Annotated in this window: 22 protein-coding genes; 9 read left to right on the forward strand and 13 right to left on the reverse strand. The window is 67.1% G+C overall.

Going from position 1 to position 25170, the window contains the following annotated elements; translation table 11 throughout:
- Positions 1 to 32 precede the first annotated feature (32 nt).
- The 3 genes from CFB89_RS32300 to CFB89_RS32310 all read right to left on the reverse strand — a co-directional run bounded on the left by CFB89_RS32300 (position 33) and on the right by CFB89_RS32310 (position 6072).
- Positions 33 to 3866 (reverse strand): type I polyketide synthase, encoded by a 3834-nt coding sequence (locus CFB89_RS32300; protein ID WP_373559886.1) that lies wholly within the window; start codon positions 3864 to 3866, stop codon positions 33 to 35.
- Positions 3867 to 3943: 77 nt separating this feature from the next.
- Positions 3944 to 5200: a crotonyl-CoA carboxylase/reductase gene (ccrA, locus tag CFB89_RS32305; protein WP_256979840.1), complete on the reverse strand. Its 1257-nt coding sequence runs from the start codon at positions 5198 to 5200 to the stop codon at positions 3944 to 3946.
- Positions 5201 to 5268: 68 nt separating this feature from the next.
- The gene (locus CFB89_RS32310) at positions 5269 to 6072 is read right to left on the reverse strand and encodes an SDR family NAD(P)-dependent oxidoreductase (RefSeq protein WP_256979821.1); all 804 of its coding nucleotides are present in this window, start codon (positions 6070 to 6072) and stop codon (positions 5269 to 5271) included.
- Between the two features lie 173 nt (positions 6073 to 6245).
- On the opposite strand from CFB89_RS32310, the gene CFB89_RS32315 reads away from it, so the two are divergent.
- Positions 6246 to 7319, forward strand: coding sequence for a carboxymuconolactone decarboxylase family protein (locus tag CFB89_RS32315; RefSeq protein ID WP_256979822.1), 1074 nt, complete (start codon positions 6246 to 6248; stop codon positions 7317 to 7319).
- A 57-nt stretch (positions 7320 to 7376) separates the two neighbouring features.
- The gene (locus CFB89_RS32320; protein WP_089471498.1) at positions 7377 to 7847 is read left to right on the forward strand and encodes a MaoC family dehydratase; all 471 of its coding nucleotides are present in this window, start codon (positions 7377 to 7379) and stop codon (positions 7845 to 7847) included.
- 155 nt (positions 7848 to 8002) lie between these two features.
- Here the strand turns inward: CFB89_RS32320 and CFB89_RS32325 are convergent, their stop codons facing one another.
- On the reverse strand, positions 8003 to 8218 hold the full coding sequence (locus tag CFB89_RS32325; protein ID WP_089471499.1) for a DUF3820 family protein: 216 nt from the start codon (positions 8216 to 8218) through the stop codon (positions 8003 to 8005).
- 212 nt (positions 8219 to 8430) lie between these two features.
- Here CFB89_RS32325 and CFB89_RS32330 point away from each other — a divergent pair, with 212 nt between their 5' ends.
- Positions 8431 to 8619, forward strand: coding sequence for a hypothetical protein (locus tag CFB89_RS32330; protein WP_089471500.1), 189 nt, complete (start codon positions 8431 to 8433; stop codon positions 8617 to 8619).
- Between the two features lie 642 nt (positions 8620 to 9261).
- Here CFB89_RS32330 and yjfF read toward each other — a convergent pair.
- Genes yjfF through CFB89_RS32350 form a run of 4 tightly spaced genes read right to left on the reverse strand, consistent with a single transcriptional unit; the run spans position 9262 to position 13920 of the window.
- A complete protein-coding gene (yjfF, locus tag CFB89_RS32335) occupies positions 9262 to 10350 on the reverse strand; it encodes a galactofuranose ABC transporter, permease protein YjfF (protein WP_089471501.1) in 1089 nt (362 codons plus the stop codon).
- Complete coding sequence (locus CFB89_RS32340) at positions 10347 to 11390, reverse strand: ABC transporter permease (RefSeq protein ID WP_089471502.1); 1044 nt, start codon at positions 11388 to 11390, stop codon at positions 10347 to 10349. Before CFB89_RS32340 ends, yjfF begins: the two co-directional genes overlap by 4 nt.
- Positions 11387 to 12901, reverse strand: a complete 1515-nt coding sequence (locus CFB89_RS32345) for a sugar ABC transporter ATP-binding protein (RefSeq protein ID WP_089471503.1) — start codon at positions 12899 to 12901, stop codon at positions 11387 to 11389. The genes CFB89_RS32340 and CFB89_RS32345 overlap by 4 nt, the downstream gene beginning before the upstream one ends.
- Positions 12902 to 12957: 56 nt before the next feature.
- Positions 12958 to 13920, reverse strand: coding sequence for an ABC transporter substrate-binding protein (locus CFB89_RS32350; protein WP_089471504.1), 963 nt, complete (start codon positions 13918 to 13920; stop codon positions 12958 to 12960).
- Positions 13921 to 14290: 370 nt separating this feature from the next.
- Here CFB89_RS32350 and CFB89_RS32355 point away from each other — a divergent pair, with 370 nt between their 5' ends.
- The gene (locus tag CFB89_RS32355) at positions 14291 to 15319 is read left to right on the forward strand and encodes a DNA topoisomerase IB (protein ID WP_089471505.1); all 1029 of its coding nucleotides are present in this window, start codon (positions 14291 to 14293) and stop codon (positions 15317 to 15319) included.
- 271 nt (positions 15320 to 15590) lie between these two features.
- A complete protein-coding gene (proP, locus tag CFB89_RS32360; protein WP_089471506.1) occupies positions 15591 to 17060 on the forward strand; it encodes a glycine betaine/L-proline transporter ProP in 1470 nt (489 codons plus the stop codon).
- Between the two features lie 139 nt (positions 17061 to 17199).
- Here the strand turns inward: proP and CFB89_RS32365 are convergent, their stop codons facing one another.
- Entirely contained in the window at positions 17200 to 17433 is a 234-nt protein-coding gene (locus CFB89_RS32365) for a flagellar transcriptional regulator FlhD (RefSeq protein WP_089471507.1), read from the reverse strand.
- A 357-nt stretch (positions 17434 to 17790) separates the two neighbouring features.
- Between CFB89_RS32365 and galU the strand changes: the two genes are divergently transcribed.
- The 4 genes from galU to CFB89_RS32385 all read left to right on the forward strand — a co-directional run bounded on the left by galU (position 17791) and on the right by CFB89_RS32385 (position 22013).
- A complete protein-coding gene (galU, locus tag CFB89_RS32370) occupies positions 17791 to 18675 on the forward strand; it encodes a UTP--glucose-1-phosphate uridylyltransferase GalU (protein WP_089471508.1) in 885 nt (294 codons plus the stop codon).
- 23 nt (positions 18676 to 18698) lie between these two features.
- A complete protein-coding gene (locus tag CFB89_RS32375; protein ID WP_089471733.1) occupies positions 18699 to 19286 on the forward strand; it encodes a phosphatase PAP2 family protein in 588 nt (195 codons plus the stop codon).
- A 334-nt stretch (positions 19287 to 19620) separates the two neighbouring features.
- On the forward strand, positions 19621 to 20814 hold the full coding sequence (locus CFB89_RS32380) for a hypothetical protein (RefSeq protein ID WP_089471509.1): 1194 nt from the start codon (positions 19621 to 19623) through the stop codon (positions 20812 to 20814).
- A 20-nt stretch (positions 20815 to 20834) separates the two neighbouring features.
- Positions 20835 to 22013 (forward strand): sialidase family protein, encoded by a 1179-nt coding sequence (locus CFB89_RS32385; protein WP_373559890.1) that lies wholly within the window; start codon positions 20835 to 20837, stop codon positions 22011 to 22013.
- A 24-nt stretch (positions 22014 to 22037) separates the two neighbouring features.
- On the opposite strand, the gene CFB89_RS32390 is transcribed toward CFB89_RS32385, so the two are convergent.
- The 4 genes from CFB89_RS32390 to kdsA are packed head-to-tail and all read right to left on the reverse strand — an operon-like array spanning position 22038 to position 25134.
- The gene (locus CFB89_RS32390) at positions 22038 to 22973 is read right to left on the reverse strand and encodes an SIS domain-containing protein (protein WP_089471511.1); all 936 of its coding nucleotides are present in this window, start codon (positions 22971 to 22973) and stop codon (positions 22038 to 22040) included.
- Complete coding sequence (kdsB, locus tag CFB89_RS32395; protein WP_089471512.1) at positions 22951 to 23757, reverse strand: 3-deoxy-manno-octulosonate cytidylyltransferase; 807 nt, start codon at positions 23755 to 23757, stop codon at positions 22951 to 22953. The genes CFB89_RS32390 and kdsB overlap by 23 nt, the downstream gene beginning before the upstream one ends.
- Positions 23741 to 24292, reverse strand: coding sequence for an HAD family hydrolase (locus tag CFB89_RS32400; RefSeq protein WP_089471513.1), 552 nt, complete (start codon positions 24290 to 24292; stop codon positions 23741 to 23743). The genes kdsB and CFB89_RS32400 overlap by 17 nt, the downstream gene beginning before the upstream one ends.
- Entirely contained in the window at positions 24289 to 25134 is an 846-nt protein-coding gene (gene kdsA, locus CFB89_RS32405; RefSeq protein ID WP_089471514.1) for a 3-deoxy-8-phosphooctulonate synthase, read from the reverse strand. Before kdsA ends, CFB89_RS32400 begins: the two co-directional genes overlap by 4 nt.
- Positions 25135 to 25170 lie beyond the last annotated feature (36 nt).

Consider the following 25170-nt stretch of genomic DNA (forward strand, 5'->3'; position numbering starts at 1 on the left):
CGTATGGGTGAAAGGGTTGAAGCCGGCACACGCTAGGTGGACGCCGCCCGTGCGAGCGAGTCGGCCACCCCATCCGCGGTGCCGGCGCCGCCGCCGAAGCAATCCGCGACGCGCCGCGCCGAGGGCTCGCGCACGATCGAGTTGTGATCGTCGTCGAACACGCTCACCGTGATGTCGCCGTGCGTGAGCAGCCGCAAGCTCTCCGTCGCCTGCGCGCCCGACGGGTTGCCCGGCGTGCGCGCCGCAAGCGCGTACGCAATGCGCGTGTGCACCTGTTGCGGCCGGTGACGCGCGAGCGCCAGCGCACTGGCCGCGTGCAGCCGTGCGATATGCGCGAACATCGCGGGGTCCGCCCGCCGCCGTACGTCGCCGAGGTAAAAGTCGCGATCGAGCATCGCATCGAAGCGCGGATCGGCAAGCCATGATTCGACGACCTGCGTGACCTCCACGGCGGAAAATTCGCCATCGAGCTCGCGCAGCCGCATCGCGAATTCGCCGTCGTGGAACGGGCTGTCGACGATCATCAACGGCGGCGCGGCAAGCCCCTGCGCTTCCCACTGCGCAGCCATCTCGTGCGCGACGATGCCACCGAACGACCAACCGCCCAGCAGGGCCGGCAGCTTGCCGTGCGCCGCGAGCAGCGCCGCACGATAGCGCGACGCCAGTTGCCCGATCGAAAGATACGTCGGTGCGCGCCCCGGGTCCGCATACGGATGGCGGACCGCGACGATCGTCGGATCGCCGGGCCACACGGCGGCCAGATCCTGATAGCAGAGCACGTTTCCGCCGACCGGATGCACGAGCGCGACGAGCGGCCCGGCGCCCGTACGCAGCGTGACGACGAGCTCGCGCTCGTCCGCCTCGGCGGGCTCCGGCTGCGCAATGTGCGCTCGGATTTCCGTATCGGGCGCGTGGTCGTGCGACGCGACCAGCCACGCTGCAAGCGACGACAGCGACGCGCCGCGCGCGAGCATCGAAACCGGCGGCATCCGGCCGAATTGCTGTTGAAGGCGCACGCGCAGTTCGGTCAACGCCAGCGAATCCAGGCCCTGACCGACGAGCGAAACGTCGTCCGCGAGGGTGACGTTATCGGCTGCGACAGCCGCCGCCATGGCACGCAACGTCGCAAGCACCTGCCCCGTATTCGCACGAGCAATCGCATCGCCGACGCCGGACGCTTGCGGCGCCGCTGGCCCGCGTGCGTCGTTCGCCACGACGTCGTGCCGCTGCGGGCGCGACGCCGAGCCCGCAGCCGCGCGAGACGGGAACGGCAACTCGAAGCGCTCGGCCTCGAACGAATAGCCCGGCGCTTCGGCCGGCCGCGGCGCGTTGCCATACAGGCGGCTCCACGCGATCTTCTGCCCGACGCTGTAAAGACGCGCGCAGCCGTGCGCAAAGCCGGTCGATTCCGTTTCATCGTCGCCTTCCGGCCCGTCGGCGAGCGACGAGATCGCGCATTGCCAATCGCCGCCGGCGACCGCGCGCGCGAGCTTGGCAAGCGCCGCACCGGGCCCCACTTCGACGAACAGCGTCTTGCCGTCGGATGCGGCGACCAGCGCATCGTGAAAGCGCACCGGCTGCTCCACGAGATCGAGCCAGTGCTCGACGTCGGCGATCGCGTCCGTCGCGCGTTCGCCGGTGAGCGTGGAAACGATCGGAATCGACGGCGACGCAAATTTCAGCGGTTCGAGCGCGCGACGAAACGCGTCGCGCATCGACCGCAACATCGGCGAATGGCCCGGCGTGTCGTAGGTCTTGAGCAGCGACACGCGCCTGCCGGCCGCGATCATCGCGTCCTGAACCTGGGCGACCGAGGCCTTCGTCCCGCTCACGACGGTTTGCCCGGGCCCATTGATGCCGGCCACGAACAGGTCCGTGCCGAACGTGAAGCGTGCGGCCAGCTCGTCGGCGCCGGCGGCGACCGCGAGCATTGCGCCGGTAGGCGTCGCCGTGTCGAACAGCCGGCCACGCGCCTCCACGGCCTTGAGACCGTCGCCGAGCGACATCACGCCGCCGATCACGGCCGCCACATGCTCGCCGAGCGAATGCCCGATCAGCAGGTCGGGCCGTACGCCGAGGTCCGTCCATGTACGAGCCAGCGCGTAACACACGATGAAATGCGCGAGCTGGCCCGGATGATGGCGCACCGCGTCAGCGGTACGGCCGTGGATCGCGTCGATAACCTCGCGCGCCGTCTCGGCGTCGAGCTGGCCGATGCACGCATCCGCATGCTTGCGGAACAAACCGTTCCCGGCGTACAGATTCGCCCCGATGCCGGGCTGCCACGCCCCTTGGCCGGGAATCAGAAACGCCACGCGGCGTTGCGCCGGTTGCTCGCCCGCATGCCATTGCCCGGTCGGATCCGCCGCGAGAAACCCGTCGAGCGCCGCGACCAGTTCCTTCCTGGTCGAACCGACCACCGCGACGCGATGATCGAAGTGATCGCGCCGCACGCTCGACGTATGGCACGCATCGCGCAGCGGCGTGCGCGTGTCCGCGAGCCACGCGCGCCATGCGGAGGCGGCGCGCCGGCGTGCCTCCGGCGATCGTCCGGACAGCGTCAGCACGCGTTCCCGCGCGACTTGCGCGGCGGTATCGGGTGTCGCGTCCGGCGCGGCAAGGATCAGATGGACGTTCGTGCCGGTGATGCCGAAGCCGCTCACGCCGACCAACGCGTCGCCTTCGTCGAGCGGCATACCTTCGCGCGGAATCTCGAGCTGCGCGCCTTCCCATTGAAAACGCGGGTTCGGCGTCGCGAAGTTCACCTGCGCCGGCACGTGTCGATGACGGAGGATCAGCATTGCCTTGATGAAGCCGGCCATGCCGGCCGCGCCCTCCAGATGGCCCAGTTGCGACTTGACGGAGCCCACCAGGACCGGTTTGTCGCGCATGACGTTGCGCGCATAGACGTTGCGCAGTGCGGAGAGCTCGATCGGATCGCCGAGTGCGGTGCCCGTGCCGTGCGCTTCCACGTACGCAACGGCTTCCGGACGGATACCCGCGCGAGCCAGCGCACGACGGATGACGGCCTCCTGCGCCGCGCCGTTGGGCGCCGTGAGGCCGTTGCTCGCGCCGTCGCTGTTGACGGCCGAGGCCACCAGCACGGCATCGATACGATCGCCGTGCGAGCGCGCATCGTCCAGTCGCTTCATCACGAGCGCCCCACCGCCTTCGCCGCGAATATAGCCGTCGGCGTTCGCATCGAATGGACGGCACTGGCCGGACGCCGACATCGCCTGGAGGCGCGCGACGCCGATCGTTTCCTCCGGCCCGAGGATCAGGTTCACGCCGCCGGCGATCGCCACGTCGCATTCGCCAGCCTGCAGGCTCTGCGCGGCAAGATGGATCGCGACGAGCGACGACGAGCACGTCGTGTCGACGAAGATCGCGGGCCCGCTCAGGCCCAGCACGTGCGCTACGCGGCCCGGCGCCATCGCGCGCAGATTGCCGAGCTTCGAATACGTGGTGATTCGCTCAGGATCGCCCGACCATACCGTGCGCCGGCCATAGTCGGCTTCGCCGGTCGTCATGAAAACGCCGACGTTCCTGCCGCGCAGCTGCCCCGGCGCGACGCCGGCGTTTTCGAGCGCGGCCCATGCGAGTTCGAGCATCCAGCGCTGCTGCGGATCCATCTCCATCGCCTCGGCCGCCGACGTGCGGAAGAGCTTGCGGTCGAAGCAAAAGGGATCGTCGACGTGGCCGGCCACGCGCGAATACGTGGTGCCGGGTTCATGCGGATCGGATGAATAAAATGCGTCGATATCGAACCGCTCGCGCGGTGTTTCGCGGATCGCGGTGCGGCCCGAATTCAGCAGCGTCCAATAGCTCGATGCACACGACGCGCCCCCGGGAAAGCGGCACGACATGCCGATGACGGCGACGCGTCTCGCCTCTGTAGTTGACCGGTCCATACCGTTCTCTCAGCAAGAAGAATGCTTCGTGGCTAGTGGCGACGCGCGGCGTCGAGATCGTCGCGACTGCTCGCCTGGACCAGCACCGCCATGTTGCCCGGCAGGTGTTCGTTCGCGCGGATCTTCGCGTGCGCGTCCGGCAGGCGGTTCCACGGGAACACTTCCGACAGGCACGGATCGATCTTGCCGCTCATCACGAGCCGGTTCGCTTGCGCCGCTTCCTTGAGGCTCGCGAAGTGACTGCCCTGGATACGCTTCTGCCGCATCCATACGTAACGTGCGTCGCAGGTCAGGTCGTAGCCGCTCGTCGCCGCACAGAACACGACCATGCCCCCGCGCTTCACGACATAGCAGGACGGCGCGAAGGTGTTGCGGCCCGGGTGTTCGAACACCATGTCGACGTCGCGCCTTTCGCCGAGCGCGTCCCAGATCGCCTTGCCGAACTTCTTCATGCTGTCGACATAGGCCGCATACGTCTCTTTTTCATCGACGGACGGCGGCGCGCCCCAGCACGAAAAGTTCGAGCGGTTGATCACGCCGACCGCGCCGAGGCGCTTGACGAATTCCACCTTCGAATCGTCGGAGACCACTGCGACGGGGCGGGCGCCGGCCAGCGCCGCAAGCTGGATCGCCATCGTGCCCAATCCGCCTGCCGCGCCCCACACGAGCACCGACTGGCCCGGCGACAGCACGTGCGGCTTGTGTCCGAACAGCATCCGGTATGCGGTGGCCAGCGTGAGCGTGTAGCACGCGCTCGCGGCCCACGTGAGATGCTTCGGGCGCGGCATCAGCTGCGTGGACTGGACGCGAGCGAACTGCGCGAACGAGCCATGGGATGTTTCGTAACCCCAGATGCGCTGAGACGGCGACAGCATCGGATCGCCGCCGTTGCATTCCTCGTCGTCGCCGTCGACCTGCGAGCAATGCGCGACCACCTCGTCGCCGACCTTCCACTTCTTCACGTTCGAACCGACGGCCCAGACGATGCCCGCGGCATCCGACCCGGTGACGTGATACGGATCGTCGTGCAGGTCGAGCACCGAGAACGGCTGGCCGAGCGCTGCCCACACGCCGTTGTAGTTGACGCCCGCCGCCATCACGAGAATCAGCACGTCGTTGGGGCCGACCGACGGCACGTCGACGATTTCCTTCGTGAACGCGCGCTGGGGCTCACCGTGATTCTCGCGGCGAATCGTCCATGCATGCATTTTCGCGGGTACGACGCCCAGCGGAATCGGGCTGCCGATCTCGAACAACTCAGACTGGTCACGTCGCGCTTCGACAACCATATCCAACACTTTGGCATCCATATTGATATCCATACGAGAGTTGATTCGATCGAGATGACGCTCTCGGCTCACGCCGCGACCATTCCCCCATCCACCGACAGCGCAGTGCCCGTCATGAACGAGGACTCCTCGCTCGCAAGGAACAGGACCGCCTTCGCAATTTCGTCTTCGGTCCCCAGGCGGCCTACCGGATGAAATGCCTTGATCTGGTCGGTCATGCCGGTCTCGCCGAGAAACTTCTCGACCATCGCCGTCGCGACGAATGCGGGGCAAATCGCATTGACGCGGATATTCTGCTTCGCATATTCGAGCGCAGCCGCCTTCGTCAAGCCGAGAATGCCGGCCTTCGACGCGTGATACGCGCAGCCGCCGAATGCCGATGCCACGATGCCGTAAGTGGACGACATATTGACGATCGCGCCGCCCCCCGCTTTCAGCATTTCCGGAATTTCGTATTTCATCGACAGGAACATCCCTTTCAGGTTGATGTCCACGACGAAATCCCAGCTCGCCTCGTCGGTATCGGCCACCGGCTTGCCGAACGACTCGACGCCGGCATTATTGAAGGCGACATCGAGGCGACCGAATTCGCTTACCGTTCGCGCAACCGCATTCGCGCAATCGTCGGCGCGGGAGACATCGGTCTTCACGAACACCGCCTTCCAGCCCGATCTGCGAATTGCCTCGACGACGGCCAGCCCCTCGTCGGTACGGCGCGATGCAATCGCGACATGCGCGCCTTCCGCCGCCAGCCGCAACGCCGTGACGCGACCGATACCCGAACTTCCGCCGGTCACGAGGGCGACCTTATCTTGAAATCTCGACACTGCACTCTCCCGGTTGCGTTGATATGACGGATTCCTTATGGCCATCCATCGATCCATTCCGCCTGTGTGAACCCAATCGCCATCTCGTAGACGGGACGATTCTAGACGGCGAAAACCGGGCGAAGTTGAAAGTTCATAAAAGTTCAAATTTGATTTTCCGGCACGCGAATATCATCCGGAACGTCAGTCCTTTCAGCGTTCAACCGAATCGATTTGCCATGCATGCGAAAACGATCTCCAGACATGAACTCGGCATGTCCGTCATCCATGCCATCGGCGACGACGGCTTCAGTGCGCTGAGTGCGGCGCTCGACAGCCTGGATCCGGATTTCAGGCGGCTACTCATCGAAGGCGCTTATGCGGATATCATTGCCCGCCCCAATCTGTCGCTGAAAAACCGCGAACTGGTTACCGTCGCGGTGCTGACCACGATGGGTAATGCCGATTCCGCGCTCAGATACCACGCAGGCGGCATGTTGAACACAGGCTGGACGCCCGAGGCGCTGCTGGAAACGGTGTTGCAGACCCTCGACTACGCAGGGGTATCGGTGGCGATGGCCGGCGTGCTCCACGTCGCGGCTTTGCTGCGGGAGCGTGGCGTCGGCGTCGACCTCGTGGCCGATCTTGTCGAAGGGTGCGATTCCGCGCTCGCCTACCTGCTGCAGCGTCGACAGCGGCCGTTCGATGCGCTGACGCCCAAGGAGCGCGGACTCGCAACGCTCGCAATCGTCATCGCGCTCGAAAATCGGCACGACGCGGTCCGCCAGCACTTGAAGGCCTGTCTCGATTTCGGCTGGACGCGCAGCGAACTGACCGAGGTATTGATTCAACTCACCGGCTATATCGGCTGGCCGCTCGTGCTGCCAGTGTCGCGCATTGCGCTTGCCGTGTTCGATACGGCAAATGCCGTCACTGCGCCGGAAGCGCCGGAACGCGGCATCGACGCGCCCCTCACCTACGCCGATATGTCACACGAACTCCGCCGTTGCGTCGACGCGCTTCAGGCGTCGATGTCGCAGCCGGCTTCGATCGAATACGCGAAGGCACGGCATCTGACGGCCATCGCCTGCCTGACCTGCCTCGCCCGCAATGCCGACGTCGACGCACTCGCGGCTCACATGCGCGGGGCGCTGTCGCTCGGCGCATCGCAGCGCGAAATCGTGGCCGCCATCGTCGGCGCATTGCCTCACGCCGGTGTACCGGCCGCGCAATGGGCGCTTGACTCGGCGAATCGATTGTTCGCGTCGCTGGATGCGCGCGCGGCACCGCGGCACGAAAGCGCTGCGGCCTAAGCGAGCGACGACGCTCGCCCCTCAACACGACGTGTACGGACGATACGGGAACAAACGATGAACGACGAAGGCGGATACGATCTCGAGGATCTCATCCCGGGCATGAGCGCGCGGTTCCTGAAAACACTGTCCGAGCGCGACGTTTTTCTCTTCGCAAGCGCGTCGGGCGACAAGAATCCGGTGCACCTCGACGACGCCTATGCGAAGCGGACCCGATTCGGCGGCCGCATTGCCCACGGCATGCTGTCCGCGTCGGTGATATCGGCGGCAATTGCGACGCGCCTTCCCGGCCCGGGTTCGATCTATCTGTCGCAGGATCTGCAGTTCCGGCGCCCGGTGAAGCTCGGCGAAACGGTTTGCGCGACCGTGACGGTCAAGGAGATTCTCGCGAGCCGACGGCGGGTCGTGCTGGAAACCCGCTGCGAAGTGAACGGGCTCGTCGTGGTGGAAGGCACGGCGGTCGTCATGCCGACGAACACCGCGGAGCGACGGAAAGACGCGGCGAACGTACAAGGTCAGGAAGTTTGACGGCGGGCCCGGATGAGGCAGGCGGCCTGCCCCGGCACCGGGCGACTCGTTCCGTCATGCGGTCAACGACTCCGAAGCCGGCCGCCGCCGGCGGGGAACATGCAGCGTGCGAGGTCGACGAGCGCGCCTGTCGCGCCGCCGCACGTGACGCCGCGCTAAGCGGGTTTACGCAGCGGCTCCAGCAGGTGCCGCAGGCCGTTATGGTCGATCTCGTGCATCAGCGCGAGCTGCCGGCCGAGTTCACCGCGCGGGAAGCCTTCGCGAGCCAGCCAGTTGAGGTACGGTCCGGGCAGGTCCGCAATGAGCCGGCCCTGGTATTTTCCGAAGGGCATGGTGACGGCGACAAGGCATTCAAGATCGGGGGCGCGCATGCGCGTATTGTGCACGGCTTTCGACGCCCGCGCGCGTCACGGCCCGGCCGCGCACTCGCCGTTCCAAGCCGGTCCACGGCCGCGAATCCGGCCCTTCACGGCAGGCCGAATCGACAAGCCGGCCCTGATTGACGGCCGGGAGTCGCGTCGGCCGCCGGCTTGCTTCACGCCTGCTAGACTGGAATCTCTCCCTGCAAACCCTGGAGGGAATCATGATGTCCATCTACGTCGTGAAGACCGGCGAACAGTTCCTGTGCACCGCCGAGGACGGCGATATCGGCATGGCGCCCGCCATCGAAGATGCCGCCTCCTTCGGTTCGTATGACGAAGCCGAGAAAGCCGCGAGCGCGCATGCCGACCCGGGTTACGAGATCGTCGCCGTCTGCGTGATCGGGCACTGAGTGCCGTCAATCCACGGGCCGCGGTGCGGAAAGCGATCCGCGTGCCGAACGCCGGTCGCCGTGCGGCCGCGTCCGTGCGACGGGCATCGCATGCCCGGGGCCGCAGCAAACGCATCCGCCTTCAGCCCGTATCGGCCTGATCCGCGAGAGCACCGCGCGCGCCGCCGGCATCGATACACCGCCCGGCGGCTCGCATGAAGTCGCTCACTCCTTTTCGGCGGGCGACCGGTTTTGCCGGATTTTCGGAAAAAACCGGCTATTCACCGCACGGCCCCGGCATCGAATGAATCGATCCGATTTACTTGGCGATTTTCTTCTCGCTCGACGCCTTGCACCGACTCCAACCCGTCATTTCGCGCTTCAACTCGTAGATCTGAAAATCTCGCGCGTTATGACGTCTTCACTACCCCCGTGCCCGTTACTCTTTTGTTGCCGACTTCCCAACATCCGGGAACGCCATCATTCGATGTGACATCGAATGTCGGCTGCCATGAAAGCGACGGCAACGGCAATCTTCGTGACAACCGGAAGCGGTGAAAAAAGCCGATTCCAGCCGTACCGTTGCCAGTGTGCGGACGTTCGTCCAGACAAACCTTTTCCGCAGCGGAAAACCCTTTTCCGGAATAGCGCTGGACGATTGCGCTACGACCGCCGCATCGTCGATACCAGCCCGATGTCCTGCTCGGGCGGTGCCCGGCGCGCGGGGGCGGGAGCCTGCGTCGGCCGCCGCGCGCCGAGCCCCGTGCCACCGGTGCGGCGCCGGGTCGCGTGCCGTTCGATCACCCGCTGCAGCACGCAGAACACGCACAGCAGCGCGCCGATCACGATCCGCGTCCACCACGAACTCAGCGTACCGTCGAACGTGATCAGCACCTGGATCGTGCCGAGGATGCCGACGCCGAACACCGAACCGATCACGTAGCCCACCCCGCCCGTCAGCAGCGTGCCGCCGATCACGGTCGCGGCGATCGCGTCGAGTTCCATCCCCTGCGCCTGCAGCCCGTAGCCCGACAGCACGTAGAGCGTGAACACCACGCCGCCGAGCGCCGAACAGAAGCCGCTCAGCGCATAGACGCCGATCTTCGTGCGCGCGACCGGCAAGCCCATCAGCAGCGCGGAGCGTTCGTTGCCGCCGACCGCATACACGTTGCGGCCGAAGCGCGTGAAATGCGCGACGTAGATCGCGACGGCCAGCGTCGCGAGCGCGATCAGCGCACCGGCGCTCAGCATGCCGCTTCCGACCGGCACGCTGATGCCCGCAATCGCATGGAACACCGGCTCGTTGATCGTGATCGACTGCGTCGTGATCAGGAAGCACGCACCGCGCGCGAGAAACATCCCGGCGAGCGTAACGATGAACGGCTGCAGCTTGAAGTAGTGGATCAGCGCGCCCATCGCCGCGCCGTACAGCGCGCCGAACGCGAGCACGAGCGGCACGATCACCCACACGGGCCAGTGCAGCCGTTCGGCGCCGACCGCGCAGAATATCGTTGTCAACGCAACGACCGAGCCGACCGACAGGTCGATGCCGCCCGACACGATCACGAACGTCATCCCGATCGCGACGATCAGCAGGAACGCGTTGTCGACGAGCAGCCCGGTCAGCACCTGCATCGAGAAAAAGCCCGTGTACATCACGGACCCGAAGCCGAACAGCGCGGCGAACAGCACGATCGTCACGACGATCGGCAGCGTGCGCGGATCGGCGAGGCGGCCAAGGAAACGGGTCATCGCGGCGTCGCTCCGGTGGTGGTGGCGCGCGATCGCGCGGAAGGCAGCAGCCGCGACGCGTGCCGGACCAGCAGCGCGCGCGCCGCGTCCGACTGGATCAGCGTCACGACGATCACGACGACCGCCTTGACGACGAGCGTCGCCTCCGGCGGCACGCCGATCGAATAGGTCGTGTAGGTGAGCGTCTGGATGATCAGCGCGCCGAGCACCGAGCCCGCGAGGCTGAAGCGGCCGCCGAGCAGCGACGTGCCGCCGAGCGTGACCGCGAGGATCGCGTCGAGTTCGAGCAGCAGCCCCGCGTTGTTGCCGTCGGCGCTGCGCACGTTCGAACTCGCGAGGATGCCCGCGAGCGCCGACATCACGCCCGAGCACAGATACACGCCGAATACGACCGCGCCGGCGCGCAGCCCGACGAGCCGCGTCGCGACCGGATTCACGCCGATCGCGCGAATGAACAGCCCGAGCGCCGTGCGGTTCACCAGCAGCGCGATCGCGCCGATCGTCGCAAGCGCGATCCACACCGCGCACGGCACGGTCGCGAGATAGCCGCCGCCGAGCGCGAGGTAGCCCGGCGCGCCGATCGGGATGATCTGGCCGCCCGTCAGCAGTTGCGCGACGCCGCGCCCGGCCACCATCAGGATCAGCGTCGCGATGATCGGCTGCATTCCGACGAACGCGACGAGCAGCCCGTTCCACGCACCGGCCAGCAGCCCGACGCCGAGCGCGGCGGCCAGCGCCGTGCCGACTTGCGACGGATCCGCCGCGAGCACGCTCGCGGCCGCCGCGCCGGCGATCGCGACGATCGCGCCGACCGAGATGTCGATGCCGCGCGTCGCGATCACGAGCGTCATGCCGAGCGACACGATCACGAGCGGCGCCGCGCGGTTCAGGATGTCGATCGGCGCGCCGAACAGATGGCCGTCGAGCAGCACGATCGACAGGAAGCCCGGACGATGCGCGACGTCCAGCGCGAACAGCAGCGCGAGCGTCAGCACCGGCCACGCGAGCGAATGACGAAACAGCGTGCGTAGCCACGTCACGACTGGCCTCCTGCGATCAACCGGTAAACCTGCTCCTCGGACGCATCGGCGCCGCTCAGCTCCGCGACCTTGCGGCGGTCGCGCAGCACCGCGATCCGGTGGCTCACGCGCACGACCTCGCCGATCTCCGACGAGATGAACAGGATCGCGAGCCCCTGCGCGCACAGCGCCAGCACGCGCTCCATGATGTCGAACTTCGCCGCGACGTCGATGCCGCGCGTCGGCTCGTCGAGAATCAGCAGCTTCGGGTCCGTCGCGAGCCAGCGCGCGAGCAGCACCTTCTGCTGGTTGCCGCCCGACAGCAGCCCGATCGGCTGCTCCGCGTCGCGCGCCTTGATGCCGAGCCGGGCGATGTACGTGTCGGCGATCTCGCGCTGTCGCGCCCGCCCGATCAGCCGCCACCAGCCGCGCCGCGCCTGCAGCGCGAGAATGACGTTCTCGCGGATCGACAGCGCGGCGACGATGCCCTCCTTCTTGCGGTCTTCCGGGCAGTACGCGATGCCGTTGCGCACCGCGTCGTGCGGCGACGCGAGCCGCTTGCGCGCGCCGTCGATCTCGATCGCGCCGGTATCCGGGCGCGCCGCGGCGAACGCCAGTTGCGCGGTTTCGGTGCGGCCCGAGCCGAGCAGCCCGGCCAGCCCAACGATCTCGCCGGGGCGCACGTCGAGATCGAGCGCGCTCATCATTCCGCGCCGGCCGACCTGCTGCATCGACAGGAACGGCGCGGTGGTCGCGGTGTCATGCTCGACCGCCGCGGCGCCCGCCTGCAGCGTGTCGGACATGCGCTCGCGGCCGGTCATCTTCGCGACCAGCACGTCGACCGGCAGGTCGCGCGCGAGATACTCGCCTTCGCGCTCGCCGTTGCGCATCACGGTGATCCGGTCGGACACCGCATAGGTCTGCTCGAGAAAATGCGTGACGAACAGGATCGCGATACCCGACGCCTTCAGCCGGCGCAGCACGTCGAACAACCGCGCGACCTCGCCGTCGTCGAGGCTCGAGGTCGGTTCGTCGAGAATCAGCACGCGTGCGTCGACCGACACCGCGCGCGCGATCGCGACCATCTGCTGCACCGCGATCGGATACGAATCGAGCGAACGCGTGACGTCGAGCGCCAGATCGAGTTCGGCGAGCGCGTCACGCGCCCGTGCGTGGATCGTTTTCCAGTCGATCGCGCCGCGCCGCATCGGCTGCCGGCCCGCGAAGATGTTCTCCGCGACCGACAGGTTCGCGCACAGATTCACTTCCTGGTAGAGCGTCTGGATCCCGGCCGCCTCGGCCTCGCGCGGCGCGGCGAAATTCACCGGCGCGCCGCCGACGCGAATCTCGCCCGCATCGTGCGCGTGCACGCCGGTGAGCACGTTGATCAGCGTCGACTTGCCCGCGCCGTTCTGGCCCATCAGCGCGTGGATCTCGCCCGGAAACAACCGGAAGTCCACGCGCTGCAACGCGCTGACGCCCGGAAACGACTTGTCGATGCCGATCATCTCGACCACCGGCGGACTCTGCATGCATCCTCCCTCGAAGCGTCGCCGGGCGGCCGCGAGGCCGCCGCCCGGCGGACGGGTCAGTACTTGCGGGTCGGCAGCACCTGCGCCGCGACGTTCATCGGGAACACCGTCTCGTTGGTCACGATGCGCTTGGGCAACTGCTTGCCGGCGACCACGTCCTTCACCGCGGTCATCAGCTGCGGGCCGAGCAGCGGGCTGCATTCGACGTCGACGTTGATCTTGCCCGCGACCATCGCCTCGAAGCCGCCCTTGGTCGCGTCGAACGACACGACGCTCACGTCCTTGCCGGGCTTGATGCCGGCCTCTTCCATCGCCTGGATCGCGCCGAGCGCCATGTCGTCGTTGTGCGCGTAGACGACGTTGATCTGCTTGCCGTAGGTCTTCGCGAACGCTTCCATCACCTGCTTGCCGCCGGCGAGCGTGAAGTCGCCGCTCTGCGACGCGATCACCTTGAATTTCGGATTGTTCTTGATCACTTCGAGCAGGCCCGCGCGGCGATCGTTGGCCGGCGCGGAGCCGACCGTGCCCTGCAGCTCGACGATGTTGATCGGGCCGGCGTCGTTCTTGTAGCGCTCTTCGAGCCAGTGGCCCGCGCGCCGCCCTTCCTCGAGGAAGTCGGAACCGATCATCGTCACGTACAGCGACGGATCCTTCACGTCGACGCCGCGATCGGTCAGGATCACCGGGATATGCGCGGCCTTCGCTTCGGTCAGCACCGGCTCCCAGCCCGATTCGACGACCGGCGAGAACGCGATCACGTCGACCTTCTGCGCGATGAACGAGCGGATCGCGCGAATCTGGTTCTCCTGCTTCTGCTGCGCGTCCGAGAATTTCAGGTTGATGCCGGCGTCCTTCGCCGCGCTCTTCACCGATACGGTGTTCGCGGTGCGCCATGCGCTTTCCGCGCCGACCTGCGAGAACCCGAGCGTGATCGGCTTTTGCTGCGCGTGCGCGCCGCCTGCCAGCACCGTCGCCGCGGCGACGATCGCGCCGGCCGCCAGCTTCCTGATGAATGTCATGGTCCGTCTCCGATGATGTCGTTGTGTGCCGCGGCGCTGTTGTGTTTCTGCGTGGCGCTGGCGCGGATCGGGCTGCGCCGGCCGGCGTGTCCTGCCGGCGCGGTATACATGCCCCGCATCAGTCTAGGAACAAGTCCGATAACCTTCCAATGAAATATTGGATTCGGCCGATGTCGGAATCGGCATACGTATAAACACCTAAACGGGCGAACCGAGCCGGGCGGTGCAGCGCACGGTTCTTGCTCCGTCGCAATGGCTGTTCGCGCCCCATGTCAGGCGCCCGCCCTTCACGCGAACCCAAGGAGACAAGCATGATCGCTGCCCGTGAGCGCGGGTCGCCGCGCACCGCCGCCGGCCGGCGCGTCCCGACATGAAGCGGCCCGCTTCGAGCGCCGCCGGGCCGCTGCGCCACGTCGACGACCGCCGCCCCGGCTATACGCGCCGGCCGCTCCGTAACGGCTTCGCGTATTACGGGCCGGATGGCGCGCGACTGCGCGATGCCGACGAAATCGCCCGCATCGACGCGCTGGCGATTCCCCCCGCGTACACCGACGTGTGGATCTGCATGGACCCGCGCGGTCATCTTCAGGCGACGGGCCGCGACGCGCGCGGCCGCAAGCAATATCGCTATCACCCGCTGTGGCGGGAAACGCGCGACGCGAACAAGTACGCGCGGATGGCCGCGTTCGCGCGGGCGCTGCCGCGTATCCGCGCACGCGTCACGCGCGATCTGGCGCTGCCCGGCATGCCGCGCGACAAGGTCGTCGCGACGATCGTCCGCTTGCTCGACACGACGCTCGCGCGGATCGGCAACGCGGAATATGCGCGCGAAAACGGCTCGTACGGGCTGACGACGCTACGCAAGCGCCATTTGAAGATCCAGCCCGGCCAGGTGCGGCTGCGCTTCGCCGGCAAGAGCGGGATCGAACACGACGTGACGGTCGACGACGCGCGGGTCGCGCGGATCGTACGGCGCTGCGCGGAGCTGCCCGGGCATGAGCTGTTCCAGTATGTGGACGACGACGGCGTACGCCATCCGGTCGGGTCGTCCGACGTGAACGACTACCTGCGCGAGGCCGGCGGCGCCGATTTCACCGCGAAGGATTATCGGACCTGGGCCGGCAGCGTGCATGCGCTCGGTTTGCTGCGGCGCATCGAGCATCGCGGCGTCACGCACGCGCGCAAGCAGATCGTCGAGACCGTGCGCGCGGTGGCCGAGCTGCTGCGCAACACGCCAGCCGTGTGCCGGCGCTGCTACATCCATCCGGCCGTGCTCGACGCGTTCGAGGCCGGCACGCTCGCCGCGCTCGCGGTCCGACGTACGCCGCGGGGCTTGCGAGCGGATGAAGCAGCGTTCGTGGCGTTGCTGGTATCCGCGGGCCGGCGCACGGCGCGGTGACTGTCCACACCGCTTCCGCCCGCCGGGGCGCAACCGGCGCCGCTTCCCCGCGTGTCGTTTACCACCGGGTTCCGGGCGCATGACCGATAGCCGCTCGCGCTCGTTTCTCTAAACTGGTTCGCAAAACACACCTGCCCGGTGTCGTCCGCTGCGCGCGTCACGCCACCGGCATCGCGGCACCCCCGAGATATCCGCCTTCGCTGTCCATCGGCCCGCACGCCCCGTTGCATTCCCGCCGGCCGCGCCGCCAAGGCCATTCCAGGAGAGATCATTGAGTTCATCGCAAGCGCGCCCCGCGAAAACCCGGTCTTCGCGCCAGTCCATCAAGCTGGATGACGTCACGATCGTCGACCCCGCCGTCCTCAAGCGCGCGGTCGGCGCGATGGCGTTCGGCAACGCGATGGAATGGTTCGACTTCGGCGTCTACAGCTACATCGCCGTCACGCTCGGCAAGGTGTTCTTCCCGTCCAGCAACCCGTCCGCGCAGTTGCTCGCGACCTTCGGCACGTTCGCCGCCGCGTTCCTCGTGCGCCCGCTCGGCGGCATGGTGTTCGGCCCGCTCGGCGACCGCATCGGCCGCCAGCGCGTGCTCGCCGCCACGATGATCATGATGGCCGTCGGCACCTTCGCGATCGGTCTGATCCCGAGCTATGCGTCGATCGGCATCATGGCTCCGATCCTGCTGCTCGTCGCCCGCCTCGTGCAGGGCTTCTCGACCGGCGGCGAATACGGCGGCGCGGCCACCTTCATTGCCGAGTTCGCGACCGACAGGCGCCGCGGCTTCATGGGCAGTTTCCTCGAATTCGGCACGCTGATCGGCTATACGCTCGGCGCGGCGACGGTCGCGCTGCTGACGGCCACGCTGTCGCAGGAAGCACTGCTGTCGTGGGGCTGGCGCGTGCCGTTCTTCATCGCCGGCCCGCTCGGCCTCGTGGGTCTCTATGTGCGGCTCAAGCTCGAGGAAACGCCGGCATTCAAGAAGGAGGCCGAAGCACGCGAAGCGGACGAGCGCGCGCGGCCGAAGCAGCGCTTCGCGACGCTGCTCGTCGAACAGTGGAAGCCGCTGCTGCAATGCGTCGGCCTCGTGCTGATCTTCAACGTGACCGACTACATGGCGCTGTCGTACCTGCCGAGCTACCTGTCGGCGACGCTGCACGTGCGCGAATCGCACGGCCTCTTCATGGTGCTGCTCGTGATGGTGCTGATGATGCCGATGACGCTGTACGCCGGGCACCTGTCCGACAAGGTCGGCCGCAAGCCGATGATGATGGCCGGCTGCGTGGGCCTGCTCGTGCTGTCGGTGCCGGCGCTGATGCTGATCCGCACCGGCGGCATGCTGCCGATCTTTGGCGGAATGCTGATCTACGGCATCCTGCTGTCGACGTTCACGGGCGTGATGCCGTCGGCGCTGCCCGCCCTCTTCCCCACGCGAATCCGCTACGGCGCGCTCGCGATCGGCTTCAACGTGTCGGTGTCGCTGTTCGGCGGCACGACGCCGCTCGTCACCGCGTGGCTGGTCGATCGCACCGGCGACCTGATGATGCCCGCGTACTACCTGATGGGCGCGTCGTTCATCGGCATCGTGTCGGTGCTCGCGCTGCGCGAGACCGCCCGCCAGCCGCTACCCGGCTCCGGGCCGTGCGTCTCGAGCCGCGCGGAAGCGTTGAGCCTCGTGCGCGGTGGCGCCGACGAAGCCCGTGTGCGCGACCGCAAGTTCACGCCGGTCAGCGAGCGCGCGTAACGCGGGTCGAGGCGACGCCGCGCGGCTTGCGCGGGCGTCGCCGTTCGCGCGACCCGTTCGAACGGGCAACGGCATTGCCGCGAGCCATCCGCTTGAACGGCGCGAGTCGAACGCCCGTTCGAGAAAACCGGACAACGCGTCATGCGCGGCCCGGCGCGTTGTCGGCGCGAAATTCGCAAACGAGTTCGCCGCCCACCGCGAGTTCGTCGATCTGATCGGCGGTGAGCGAGACGATCGTCGCGGCACTTTCATCCGAGATGCCCAATTGCCGCTTGCCCTGCTCGAAGTGGACCCGCAGCATGCGCTGGGCCAGCACGAGATACGCGCGATTGAATTCCGCGATTTCGTCGAAGATATCGCCCTGTTCGGTCATGACCGCTCCTGAGCCGACGGCGGGTCTTGCCGGGCCGCGCGCGGCGCCGTGACCGGCCGTGCAGTAGTGAATGCCTGAATCTATGTCAGGCGACGCGCATCATGCGGACAATTCCTAGATCGCATCCGACATACGCGAAATCGGCGCTTGCAAAGCGATGATTCGCGGTTCGTCGCTGTCGGATTCAGCCTAGATTCGGTCACCCCCGGAAAGCGGAACACCCCTACGATTTTCGGACGGCGCGCGGGCCCGTTTGCGCGAGCGACGCGGGACCGTGCAAACGACGATGGCATTCGCGCATCGTCACCCTCTCGGCATCGTCGATGCCGGAACCCGAACGAGTGGAATCCGAAAACCATGTTGAAAGTGACGAAAGCCGTCTTTCCGGTCGCCGGTCTCGGCACGCGATTTCTGCCTGCGACGAAAGCCAGCCCGAAGGAAATGCTGCCGGTCGTGGACAAGCCGCTGATTCAATATGCGGTCGAGGAGGCGATCGACGCCGGCATCACCGAAATGATTTTCGTGACCGGCCGCAGCAAGCGCGCGATCGAAGACCACTTCGACAAATCCTACGAGATCGAAGCCGAGCTCGAGGCACGCGGCAAGGAAAAGCTGCTGTCGCTGGTTCGCAGCATCAAGCCGAACCACGTGGACTGCTTCTACGTTCGCCAGGCCGAAGCACTGGGGCTCGGCCACGCCGTGCTATGCGCGGAGAAGCTGGTCGGCAACCAGCCGTTCGCCGTGATCCTCGCGGACGATCTGCTCGACGGTCCGACGCCCGTGTTGCGCCAGATGATCGACGTGTTCGATCACTATCACGCGTCGGTGATCGGCGTGGAGGAAATCGCACCCGAAGCCTCGACGTCATACGGCGTGATCGACGGCAAGCGCTGGGAGGACAACCTGTTCAAGGTGTCCGGAATCGTCGAGAAGCCGGCGCCGGCGAACGCGCCGTCGAATTTCGGCGTGGTGGGGCGTTACGTGCTGAAGCCGAAGGTGTTCGAGCATCTGCGCGCGCTGCGGCCCGGCGCGGGCGGCGAACTGCAACTGACGGACGCGATCCAGTCGCTGCTGACGGACGAACAGGTGCTGGCCCATCGCTACGACGGCACGCGTTTCGATTGCGGCAGCAAGCTCGGGTATCTGAAGGCGACGGTCGAGTTCGCGCTGCGGCACCCGGAAGTGGCCGCGGACTTCGAAAGCTATCTGGCCGCGCGCATGTCGACGCTGCTGGCCGCCTGAACCGCTGCATGACGAACCAGTTCATGTGGACGGCCGTCAGCGATCTCGGCGACGCGGCGATGACGCTGCCGCTCGCGCTCGTGTGTATCGGCTGGTTGACGAGCTCGGTGACCGGGCGCCGTCACGCGGTGTCATGGGCTGTGATGCTCGCGGCCGGCATGGCGCTGGTCGGCGCCACGAAGATACTGTACGCCGGCTGCGGGATCCAGATCCGCGCGATCGATTTCCGCGTGATCAGCGGGCACACGATGCTCGCATCGGCGGTCTGGCCGATGACATGCGTGCTGGCGCTGAGCGGCGGAACGCCGTTGCGGGCGACCACGTCGCTGTCGCTCGGGCTCGGGCTCGGCGCGCTGATCGGCGTGGCGCGCGTGTTCGACGACGCGCACACGCCGGCGGAAGTCGTCGCCGGCTGGCTCGTCGGCTCGGCGGTCGCGCTGGCGTTCGTGTGGCGGCATGGGGCACCGCGTGTCGATGCGCGGTATCGCGCGCTCGTTGCCGGGTCGCTATTGGCCGTGTCGGCCGTCGCCTATGGCCGACACGCGCCGATTCAGGCGGCGATCGACAACTATTCGCCGTTTCTGTGCGGGCGGTTCGCGCTGCGGCCCTGATCGCCGGAATCGCGCGGTCGGACCGTGCGGTGCGGTGCGATATTGCCGGGGTGGCCGCTCCCCGCCGCGGGCTCCAGGCCCGCTTCGTCGCCCCGCCGGAAAAAGACGGAATGCCGCCCGGATCGGACAACGCCGCTCGCCCGGCCGTCCAACCGTCTATGCTTGATCGCCGGAATCGAGTCGTCCCGAACGACGGCCCCGTATTCCGCGCGCGAACCGGCGAGCAAGCCAGCCCTGCCCGACAGGCGCCTTGCCCGCGTCGCGACGCATCTCGCCGTACGGCGCCGGAACGGCCGGCGCGTGGCGAATCCGGAGTCTCCGATCGGGCGCACGCATGTCGACCTTGCTCTTTTCAGCCAGCGTACTGTTCTTCTCCCTCAACGCATTCAGCGTACGGGCAACCTTCGCCGCCTATTTCCTGCTCTGCGCGCTCGCCTTTCTTCGCGCGCCGACGCTGATGAAGCGGCAGCGGCACCTGTTTCCCGTCTGTGCGTACTGGCTGATCAGCACCTGCGTCGCATTCGTCCTGTCCGCGTTCGGCGATTTCTACGTGAACTTCTACGTCAAGTTCGTGCTGATCCAGACGTATATCGCGCTGTGCTACTGGATGTTTGCCGGCGGCGTGCTCACGCGGGATACGCTCGACACCGCATGCCGGACGCTCATCTACGTCCACGCCGCGTTCTTCACGTTTCAGCTCGTCTATTACCTGGGCACCGGCACCTTCATCGACTTCGACAGCTACGTGCGCGAAGCCGACTCCGAAGCGCTCTACGCCACCAAGGCGCTGACCGACAGCCTGATTTCGATCCGTGCGCTCGGCCTGTATTCCGAGCCGTCGTTCTATGCGATGACGGTCGTGCCGAGCGCGGTGGTCCTGCTGCTGTCGCAGCGGCGCATGACGCTCGCACCCGCGGTCGGGTTCGCGACGGCGCTGCTCAGCTTCTCGGTCGCGTCGATGGCCGTGTGCGCCGCGTTGTGCGGGCTGCACGTGCTCATCGGGCGCGGCCGGCTGCGGACCCGGATCGCCGTCGTCGTCGTCGCGCTCGCCTGCGTGCCCTGGCTTTACAGCGTATACGACCAGCGGGTGAACCAGTCTGTCGACTACGACGCGGTCGGCAGCCGTACGCTCGTGCTGACCGAGCTGACGGAGCGCGACGTCGTGGCGGGCGTGTTCGGCGGCGGCCTCTTCTGGGACGAGCGCAACAACGTCGGCAAAACGCACCTGCGCGGCTATCAGGTGCGGGACAGCTCGTTCTACATCTACCTCGTGTTCGCAGCGGGCGTCGCCGGTTTCGTCGTGTTCTTCGGTACGCTGGTCATGCTGTTTCGCCGCAAGGGCCGACGCAAATATCTGCTCTATCTGCTGCCGATCCTGCTGTTCAAATATCACGTGCTCTATGGCATGCTCTGGCTCACCATTCTGCTGTTCGTCGTGCTGGCCGACCAGGATGCGCCGCAACGGCGCGCGGTCGCCCGCCCGCTTCCCACCCTGTCCGGCGACGAGCCCGTCGCGCATCCGACATGACATCACTCCGACATGCGTCGATGTTTCGCACATTGAAACGATCGCTTATCGCGGCGCTGTGCATGACCTGCGCGATGACGGCAGCGAACGCCGACTCCGTGCCCGCACCGCCCGGCGAAGTCATCGCGCACAGTCCGGCCGCGACGCGCGTGTATCTCGGCTCCCCGTCGCTCGCCCTGCTGCCGAACGGCGACTACGTCGCGAGCTTCGACACGTTCGGCGCCGCCTCGGCACAGAACCGCGTGTCCGTCTTCACGTCGCACGACAAGGGCGCGACGTGGTCGAGGCTCGCCGACGTGCCGAATCAGTACTGGTCGTCGCTGTTCGTGCTGAACGGCGCGCTATACCTGATGGGCACCGACCGCTCGATGGGCACGCCGTCGATTCGCCGCTCCGACGACGGCGGCGCGTCGTGGACCACGCCGGTCGATGCGTCCACCGGTCTGTTGCCGTATCCCGGGCACTTCATCACCGGGCCGGTGCCGGTGCTCGTCGATCGCGGGCGCGTGTGGCGCGCGTATGAAAGCGTCGACGGCGGCGACCTGCGCGCGATGGTATTGTCCGCCCCCGCCGATCGCGATCTGCTCGACGCGCGCAACTGGCGCATGTCCGCGCATCTGCCGTCGGACAAACGCTGGCTCGACGGCAAATTCCAGTCTTGGGAAGAAGGCAATGTCGTCGGCAGGCCAGGCGCCGCACCCGTCGTCGTGCTGCGCGTGAATACGACGAACGGTCCGGAGAAGGCCGCTCTGGTGACGACGAGCGACGACGGCCGAACGCTGTCGTTCGACCCGACGCGCGATTTCGTCGACCTGCCCGGTGCGGGCAAGAAGTTCACGATCCGCTTCGATCCCCAGTCGAAGCAATACTGGACGATCACGAACGCGGTTCCGAAGAGCGTCGGGCCGATGAACCTCGAGCGCGTGCGCAACACGCTGGTGCTGCTGTCGTCGCCCGATCTTCGGCGGTGGACCGCGCGGCGCATCCTGCTGCAACACGCAGACACGAAGCGGCACGGCTTCCAGTACGTCGACTGGCAATTCGACGGCACCGACCTCGTTGCCGTGCTCCGCGTCGCGTTCGACGACCCGGAGGGCGGCGCGGCCAGCCAGCACGACTCGAATTTCATCACGTTCCTGCGCGTACGCCGGTTCCGCGACAACGCCGCATCCAGTGCGCTGACGCAAAGCCTGCAGTAGCCCGAGCCGATACCGGCCGCCCGTCTATTTCTTGAACACGCCGACGACGTTGCTGCCGTCGACCACCAGCAACGCGCCGATGCGCTGCTGCTGCATCAGCAGCAACGCATCCTCGACCCGCGTACCGGGGCGCACCGTGCAAGGCTCGATCGACATCATGTCGGCCGCCGTGCGCCGCAATACGCCGTCGCCATACCGCTCGATCGCGCGGCGGATGTCGCCGTCGGTCACGATGCCCCAACCCGCATTCCGCTTCACGATCGCGAGCCCGAGACGCCCGCGCGTCATCGCGTCCAGCACGTCGAGCGTCGACATGTCTTCCGTCACGAGCGGCAGGTCCCCGCACGCCATTTCGTCGTCGACCGTGGACAGGAGCCGGCGTCCGAGCGAGCCGCCCGGGTGAAAGCGTGCGAAGTGCTCGGGCTGGAAGCCGCGCGCCCGCATCAGCGTGACCGCCAGCGCATCGCCCATCGCGAGCGTGGCCGTCGTCGATGCGGTCGGCGCGAGCTGCAGCGGGCACGCCTCGCGTTCGACGCCGATATCGAGGTGAACCCGCGCGGCACACGCGAGGGTCGACGCAGGATTGCCGGTCAGTGCGATCAGGTCGTTGCCGTTGCTGCGCAAGAACGGGATCAGCTTGATCACCTCGTCCGTTTCCCCGGAATTCGAAATCGCGAGAAACGTGTCGTCCGGCGTCACCATCCCCAGATCGCCGTGATAAGCCTCGCCCGGATGCATGAAGAAGCCGGGCGTGCCGGTGCTCGACAGCGTCGCGGCGATCTTTCTGCCGACGATACCGGACTTGCCCATCCCGCACACGACGACGCGCCCGCGCGAGCCGAGAATGATCTCGATCGCGCCGTCGAAATTCGCGTCGAGCCGCGCGGCCACGCCGGCCAATGCCCGCGATTCGATCTCGAAGACCTGCCGGGCGGATTCAATATGGTTCTGTCGCATCATGGGTTTGCCGTTTGAGAAGGGAGACGACGCGCGCGACGTCGTCGGGTGTATCTATGCCGGCCGGCGGCGCATCGGGCCATCGCATCACGTCGATCGGCATGCCGAGCCAGAGCGCCCGCAACTGCTCGAGCCGCTCCAGTTGCTCGAGTTCGCACGGCGCCGCGGCCGCCAGCGACTGCAACGCCGTATTCGCGTAGCCGTAGAGGCCGATGTGCCGCAGAAAACCACCGCCGCTCGGTCCGCTCGTTTGCGCGGGCCGGCCGTCACGGCAGAACGGAATCGCCGCGCGCGAGAAATACAGCGCACGCCCCCGGCCGTCGACGACGAGCTTGACGATGCCCGGCTCGTCGAGCAGCGCGGCGTCGCCGACCGGGCAGGCCACCGTCGCGACACCGAGGTCCGGCGCCACGCTGCAGAAGCCGGCGAATGCCCTGAGCAGCGCCGTGGGCGCGAGCGGTTCGTCGCCCTGTACGTTGAGCACGGCATCGGTGTCGCGCCAGCCGAACGCCCGCGCGACTTCCGCGGCGCGATCGGTGCCGGACGCGTGACCGGCATCGGTCATCGCGAAACGGATGCCGCGCGCGGCGAGCACCTCGGCGATACGCGAATCGTCGATCGCCACGACGATGTCGGTATCGGGCAGCGCACGGCTCACGCGCGCGTGCACGCGGACGATCATCGGTTCGCCGTCCAGATCGACGAGCGGTTTTCCCGGCAGGCGCGTCGAGCCGTATCGGGCCGGGATCACGACGTGCACCGGCCGCCCGTTATTGAATGACGTCATGGCTGCTCCATGCTTCGAACAACGGCCGGTACGCGTCGTCGAGCGACAGCCCGGCCCCGGTCAGCAGATGCTCGGCCACCTCGCGCGCCACGCCGCGGCCGCCCGCCGTGCGGGCGACATGATCGACGCGTGCGCGGACGAGCGGATGCGCATCGGCCGGCGCATACGACACGCCGGCGCGTTCGATGACCGCGAGATCGTTCACGTCGTCGCCGACGTACGCGATTTCGTGGTCGCCCATTCGTTGCCGTGCCTTGACGTCCGCATAGCCGGCGGCCTTGTCGTCGCAGCCGGTCACCAGCACGTCGACGCCGAGTTGCGCGGCCCGCCACGCCAGCGCGCCGCTATGCTTGCCCGACAGAATGCCGACGCGGATTCCGTGCGCGCGCAGCAGTGCGACCGCGACACCGTCGTGCGCGTGAAAGCTCTTCATGAACTCGCCGTCGGCCGTCACGTGCAGCAGGCCGTCCGTCAGCACGCCGTCGACGTCGAACAGCACCAGGCGCACGGCCCCGCGATACATCGCGCCGCTCATCGGATATCGAGCGGCGCAAGCCGCTTGACCAGATCGTCCACCGCCTTCGCCTGCTGCAGGAATGCATCGAGCAACGCGAGCGGCAGCGCACTCGGGCCGTCGCAACGCGCGTGGTCGGGATCCGGATGCGCTTCGAGGAACAGCCCGGCCAGCCCCACCGCCATCCCGGCGCGCGCGAGATCGAGCGCCTGCCGCCGCCGCCCGCCCGATGCGGCGCCGTGAGGATCGCGCATCTGCAGGCTGTGCGTGACGTCGAAGATCACCGGGCAGTCGCCCGTCGCATCGCGCATCTGGCGAAAACCGAGCATGTCGACGACGAGATTGTCGTAGCCGAACGACGAACCGCGCTCGCACAGGATCACGCGGTCGTTGCCGGCCTCGCGGCATTTCGATACGACGTGCTCGATCTGCGTCGGGCTCATGAACTGCGGCTTCTTGATATTGACCACGTTGCCGGTCTCGGCGATCGCGACCACGAGATCGGTCTGGCGCGCGAGGAATGCCGGTATCTGCAGGACGTCGACGATCTGCGAGACCGGGCCGGCCTGCCACACCTCATGCACGTCCGTGATCACGGGCACGCCGAACCGGTGCCTGACTTCGTCCAGGATCCGCAGCCCCGCGTCGAAGCCCACGCCGCGATACGAGTGGATCGACGAACGGTTGGCCTTGTCGAACGACGCCTTGAACACCAGCGGAATGCCGAGACGGCGCGTGACCTCGACGAACGTGCCGCACACGTCGAGCGTGAGCTCGAGGCTTTCGAGCACGTTGAGGCCGCCGAAGAGGACGAACGGCAGGTCGTTGCCGACCGTGACGTCCGGCGTGATGGTTACATTCATAAGGTTCTCCACGAAATGAGGACGATGGTGTTCGCG

Source organism: Burkholderia sp. AU16741 (assembly GCF_002223345.1).
GTDB classification, from domain to species: domain Bacteria; phylum Pseudomonadota; class Gammaproteobacteria; order Burkholderiales; family Burkholderiaceae; genus Burkholderia; species Burkholderia sola.

Bases quoted from the DNA above. Each gene is read 5' to 3' on its own strand.
- CFB89_RS32390 (WP_089471511.1), bottom strand. From the start codon at position 22,973: ATGATGCGACAGAACCATATTGAATCCGCCCGGCAGGTCTTCGAGATC.
- yjfF (WP_089471501.1), bottom strand. From the start codon at position 10,350: ATGACCCGTTTCCTTGGCCGCCTCGCCGATCCGCGCACGCTGCCGATC.
- CFB89_RS32385 (WP_373559890.1), top strand. From the start codon at position 20,835: ATGTTTCGCACATTGAAACGATCGCTTATCGCGGCGCTGTGCATGACC.
- CFB89_RS32350 (WP_089471504.1), bottom strand. From the start codon at position 13,920: ATGACATTCATCAGGAAGCTGGCGGCCGGCGCGATCGTCGCCGCGGCG.
- CFB89_RS32345 (WP_089471503.1), bottom strand. From the start codon at position 12,901: ATGCAGAGTCCGCCGGTGGTCGAGATGATCGGCATCGACAAGTCGTTT.
- CFB89_RS32330 (WP_089471500.1), top strand. From the start codon at position 8,431: ATGATGTCCATCTACGTCGTGAAGACCGGCGAACAGTTCCTGTGCACC.
- kdsB (WP_089471512.1), bottom strand. From the start codon at position 23,757: ATGACGTCATTCAATAACGGGCGGCCGGTGCACGTCGTGATCCCGGCC.
- CFB89_RS32300 (WP_373559886.1), bottom strand. From the start codon at position 3,866: ATGTCGTGCCGCTTTCCCGGGGGCGCGTCGTGTGCATCGAGCTATTGG.
- CFB89_RS32325 (WP_089471499.1), bottom strand. From the start codon at position 8,218: ATGCGCGCCCCCGATCTTGAATGCCTTGTCGCCGTCACCATGCCCTTC.
- CFB89_RS32315 (WP_256979822.1), top strand. From the start codon at position 6,246: ATGCATGCGAAAACGATCTCCAGACATGAACTCGGCATGTCCGTCATC.
- ccrA (WP_256979840.1), bottom strand. From the start codon at position 5,200: ATGGTTGTCGAAGCGCGACGTGACCAGTCTGAGTTGTTCGAGATCGGC.
- CFB89_RS32400 (WP_089471513.1), bottom strand. From the start codon at position 24,292: ATGAGCGGCGCGATGTATCGCGGGGCCGTGCGCCTGGTGCTGTTCGAC.
- CFB89_RS32355 (WP_089471505.1), top strand. From the start codon at position 14,291: ATGAAGCGGCCCGCTTCGAGCGCCGCCGGGCCGCTGCGCCACGTCGAC.
- galU (WP_089471508.1), top strand. From the start codon at position 17,791: ATGTTGAAAGTGACGAAAGCCGTCTTTCCGGTCGCCGGTCTCGGCACG.
- CFB89_RS32380 (WP_089471509.1), top strand. From the start codon at position 19,621: ATGTCGACCTTGCTCTTTTCAGCCAGCGTACTGTTCTTCTCCCTCAAC.
- CFB89_RS32365 (WP_089471507.1), bottom strand. From the start codon at position 17,433: ATGACCGAACAGGGCGATATCTTCGACGAAATCGCGGAATTCAATCGC.
- kdsA (WP_089471514.1), bottom strand. From the start codon at position 25,134: ATGAATGTAACCATCACGCCGGACGTCACGGTCGGCAACGACCTGCCG.
- CFB89_RS32375 (WP_089471733.1), top strand. From the start codon at position 18,699: ATGTGGACGGCCGTCAGCGATCTCGGCGACGCGGCGATGACGCTGCCG.
- CFB89_RS32310 (WP_256979821.1), bottom strand. From the start codon at position 6,072: ATGGCCATAAGGAATCCGTCATATCAACGCAACCGGGAGAGTGCAGTG.
- CFB89_RS32320 (WP_089471498.1), top strand. From the start codon at position 7,377: ATGAACGACGAAGGCGGATACGATCTCGAGGATCTCATCCCGGGCATG.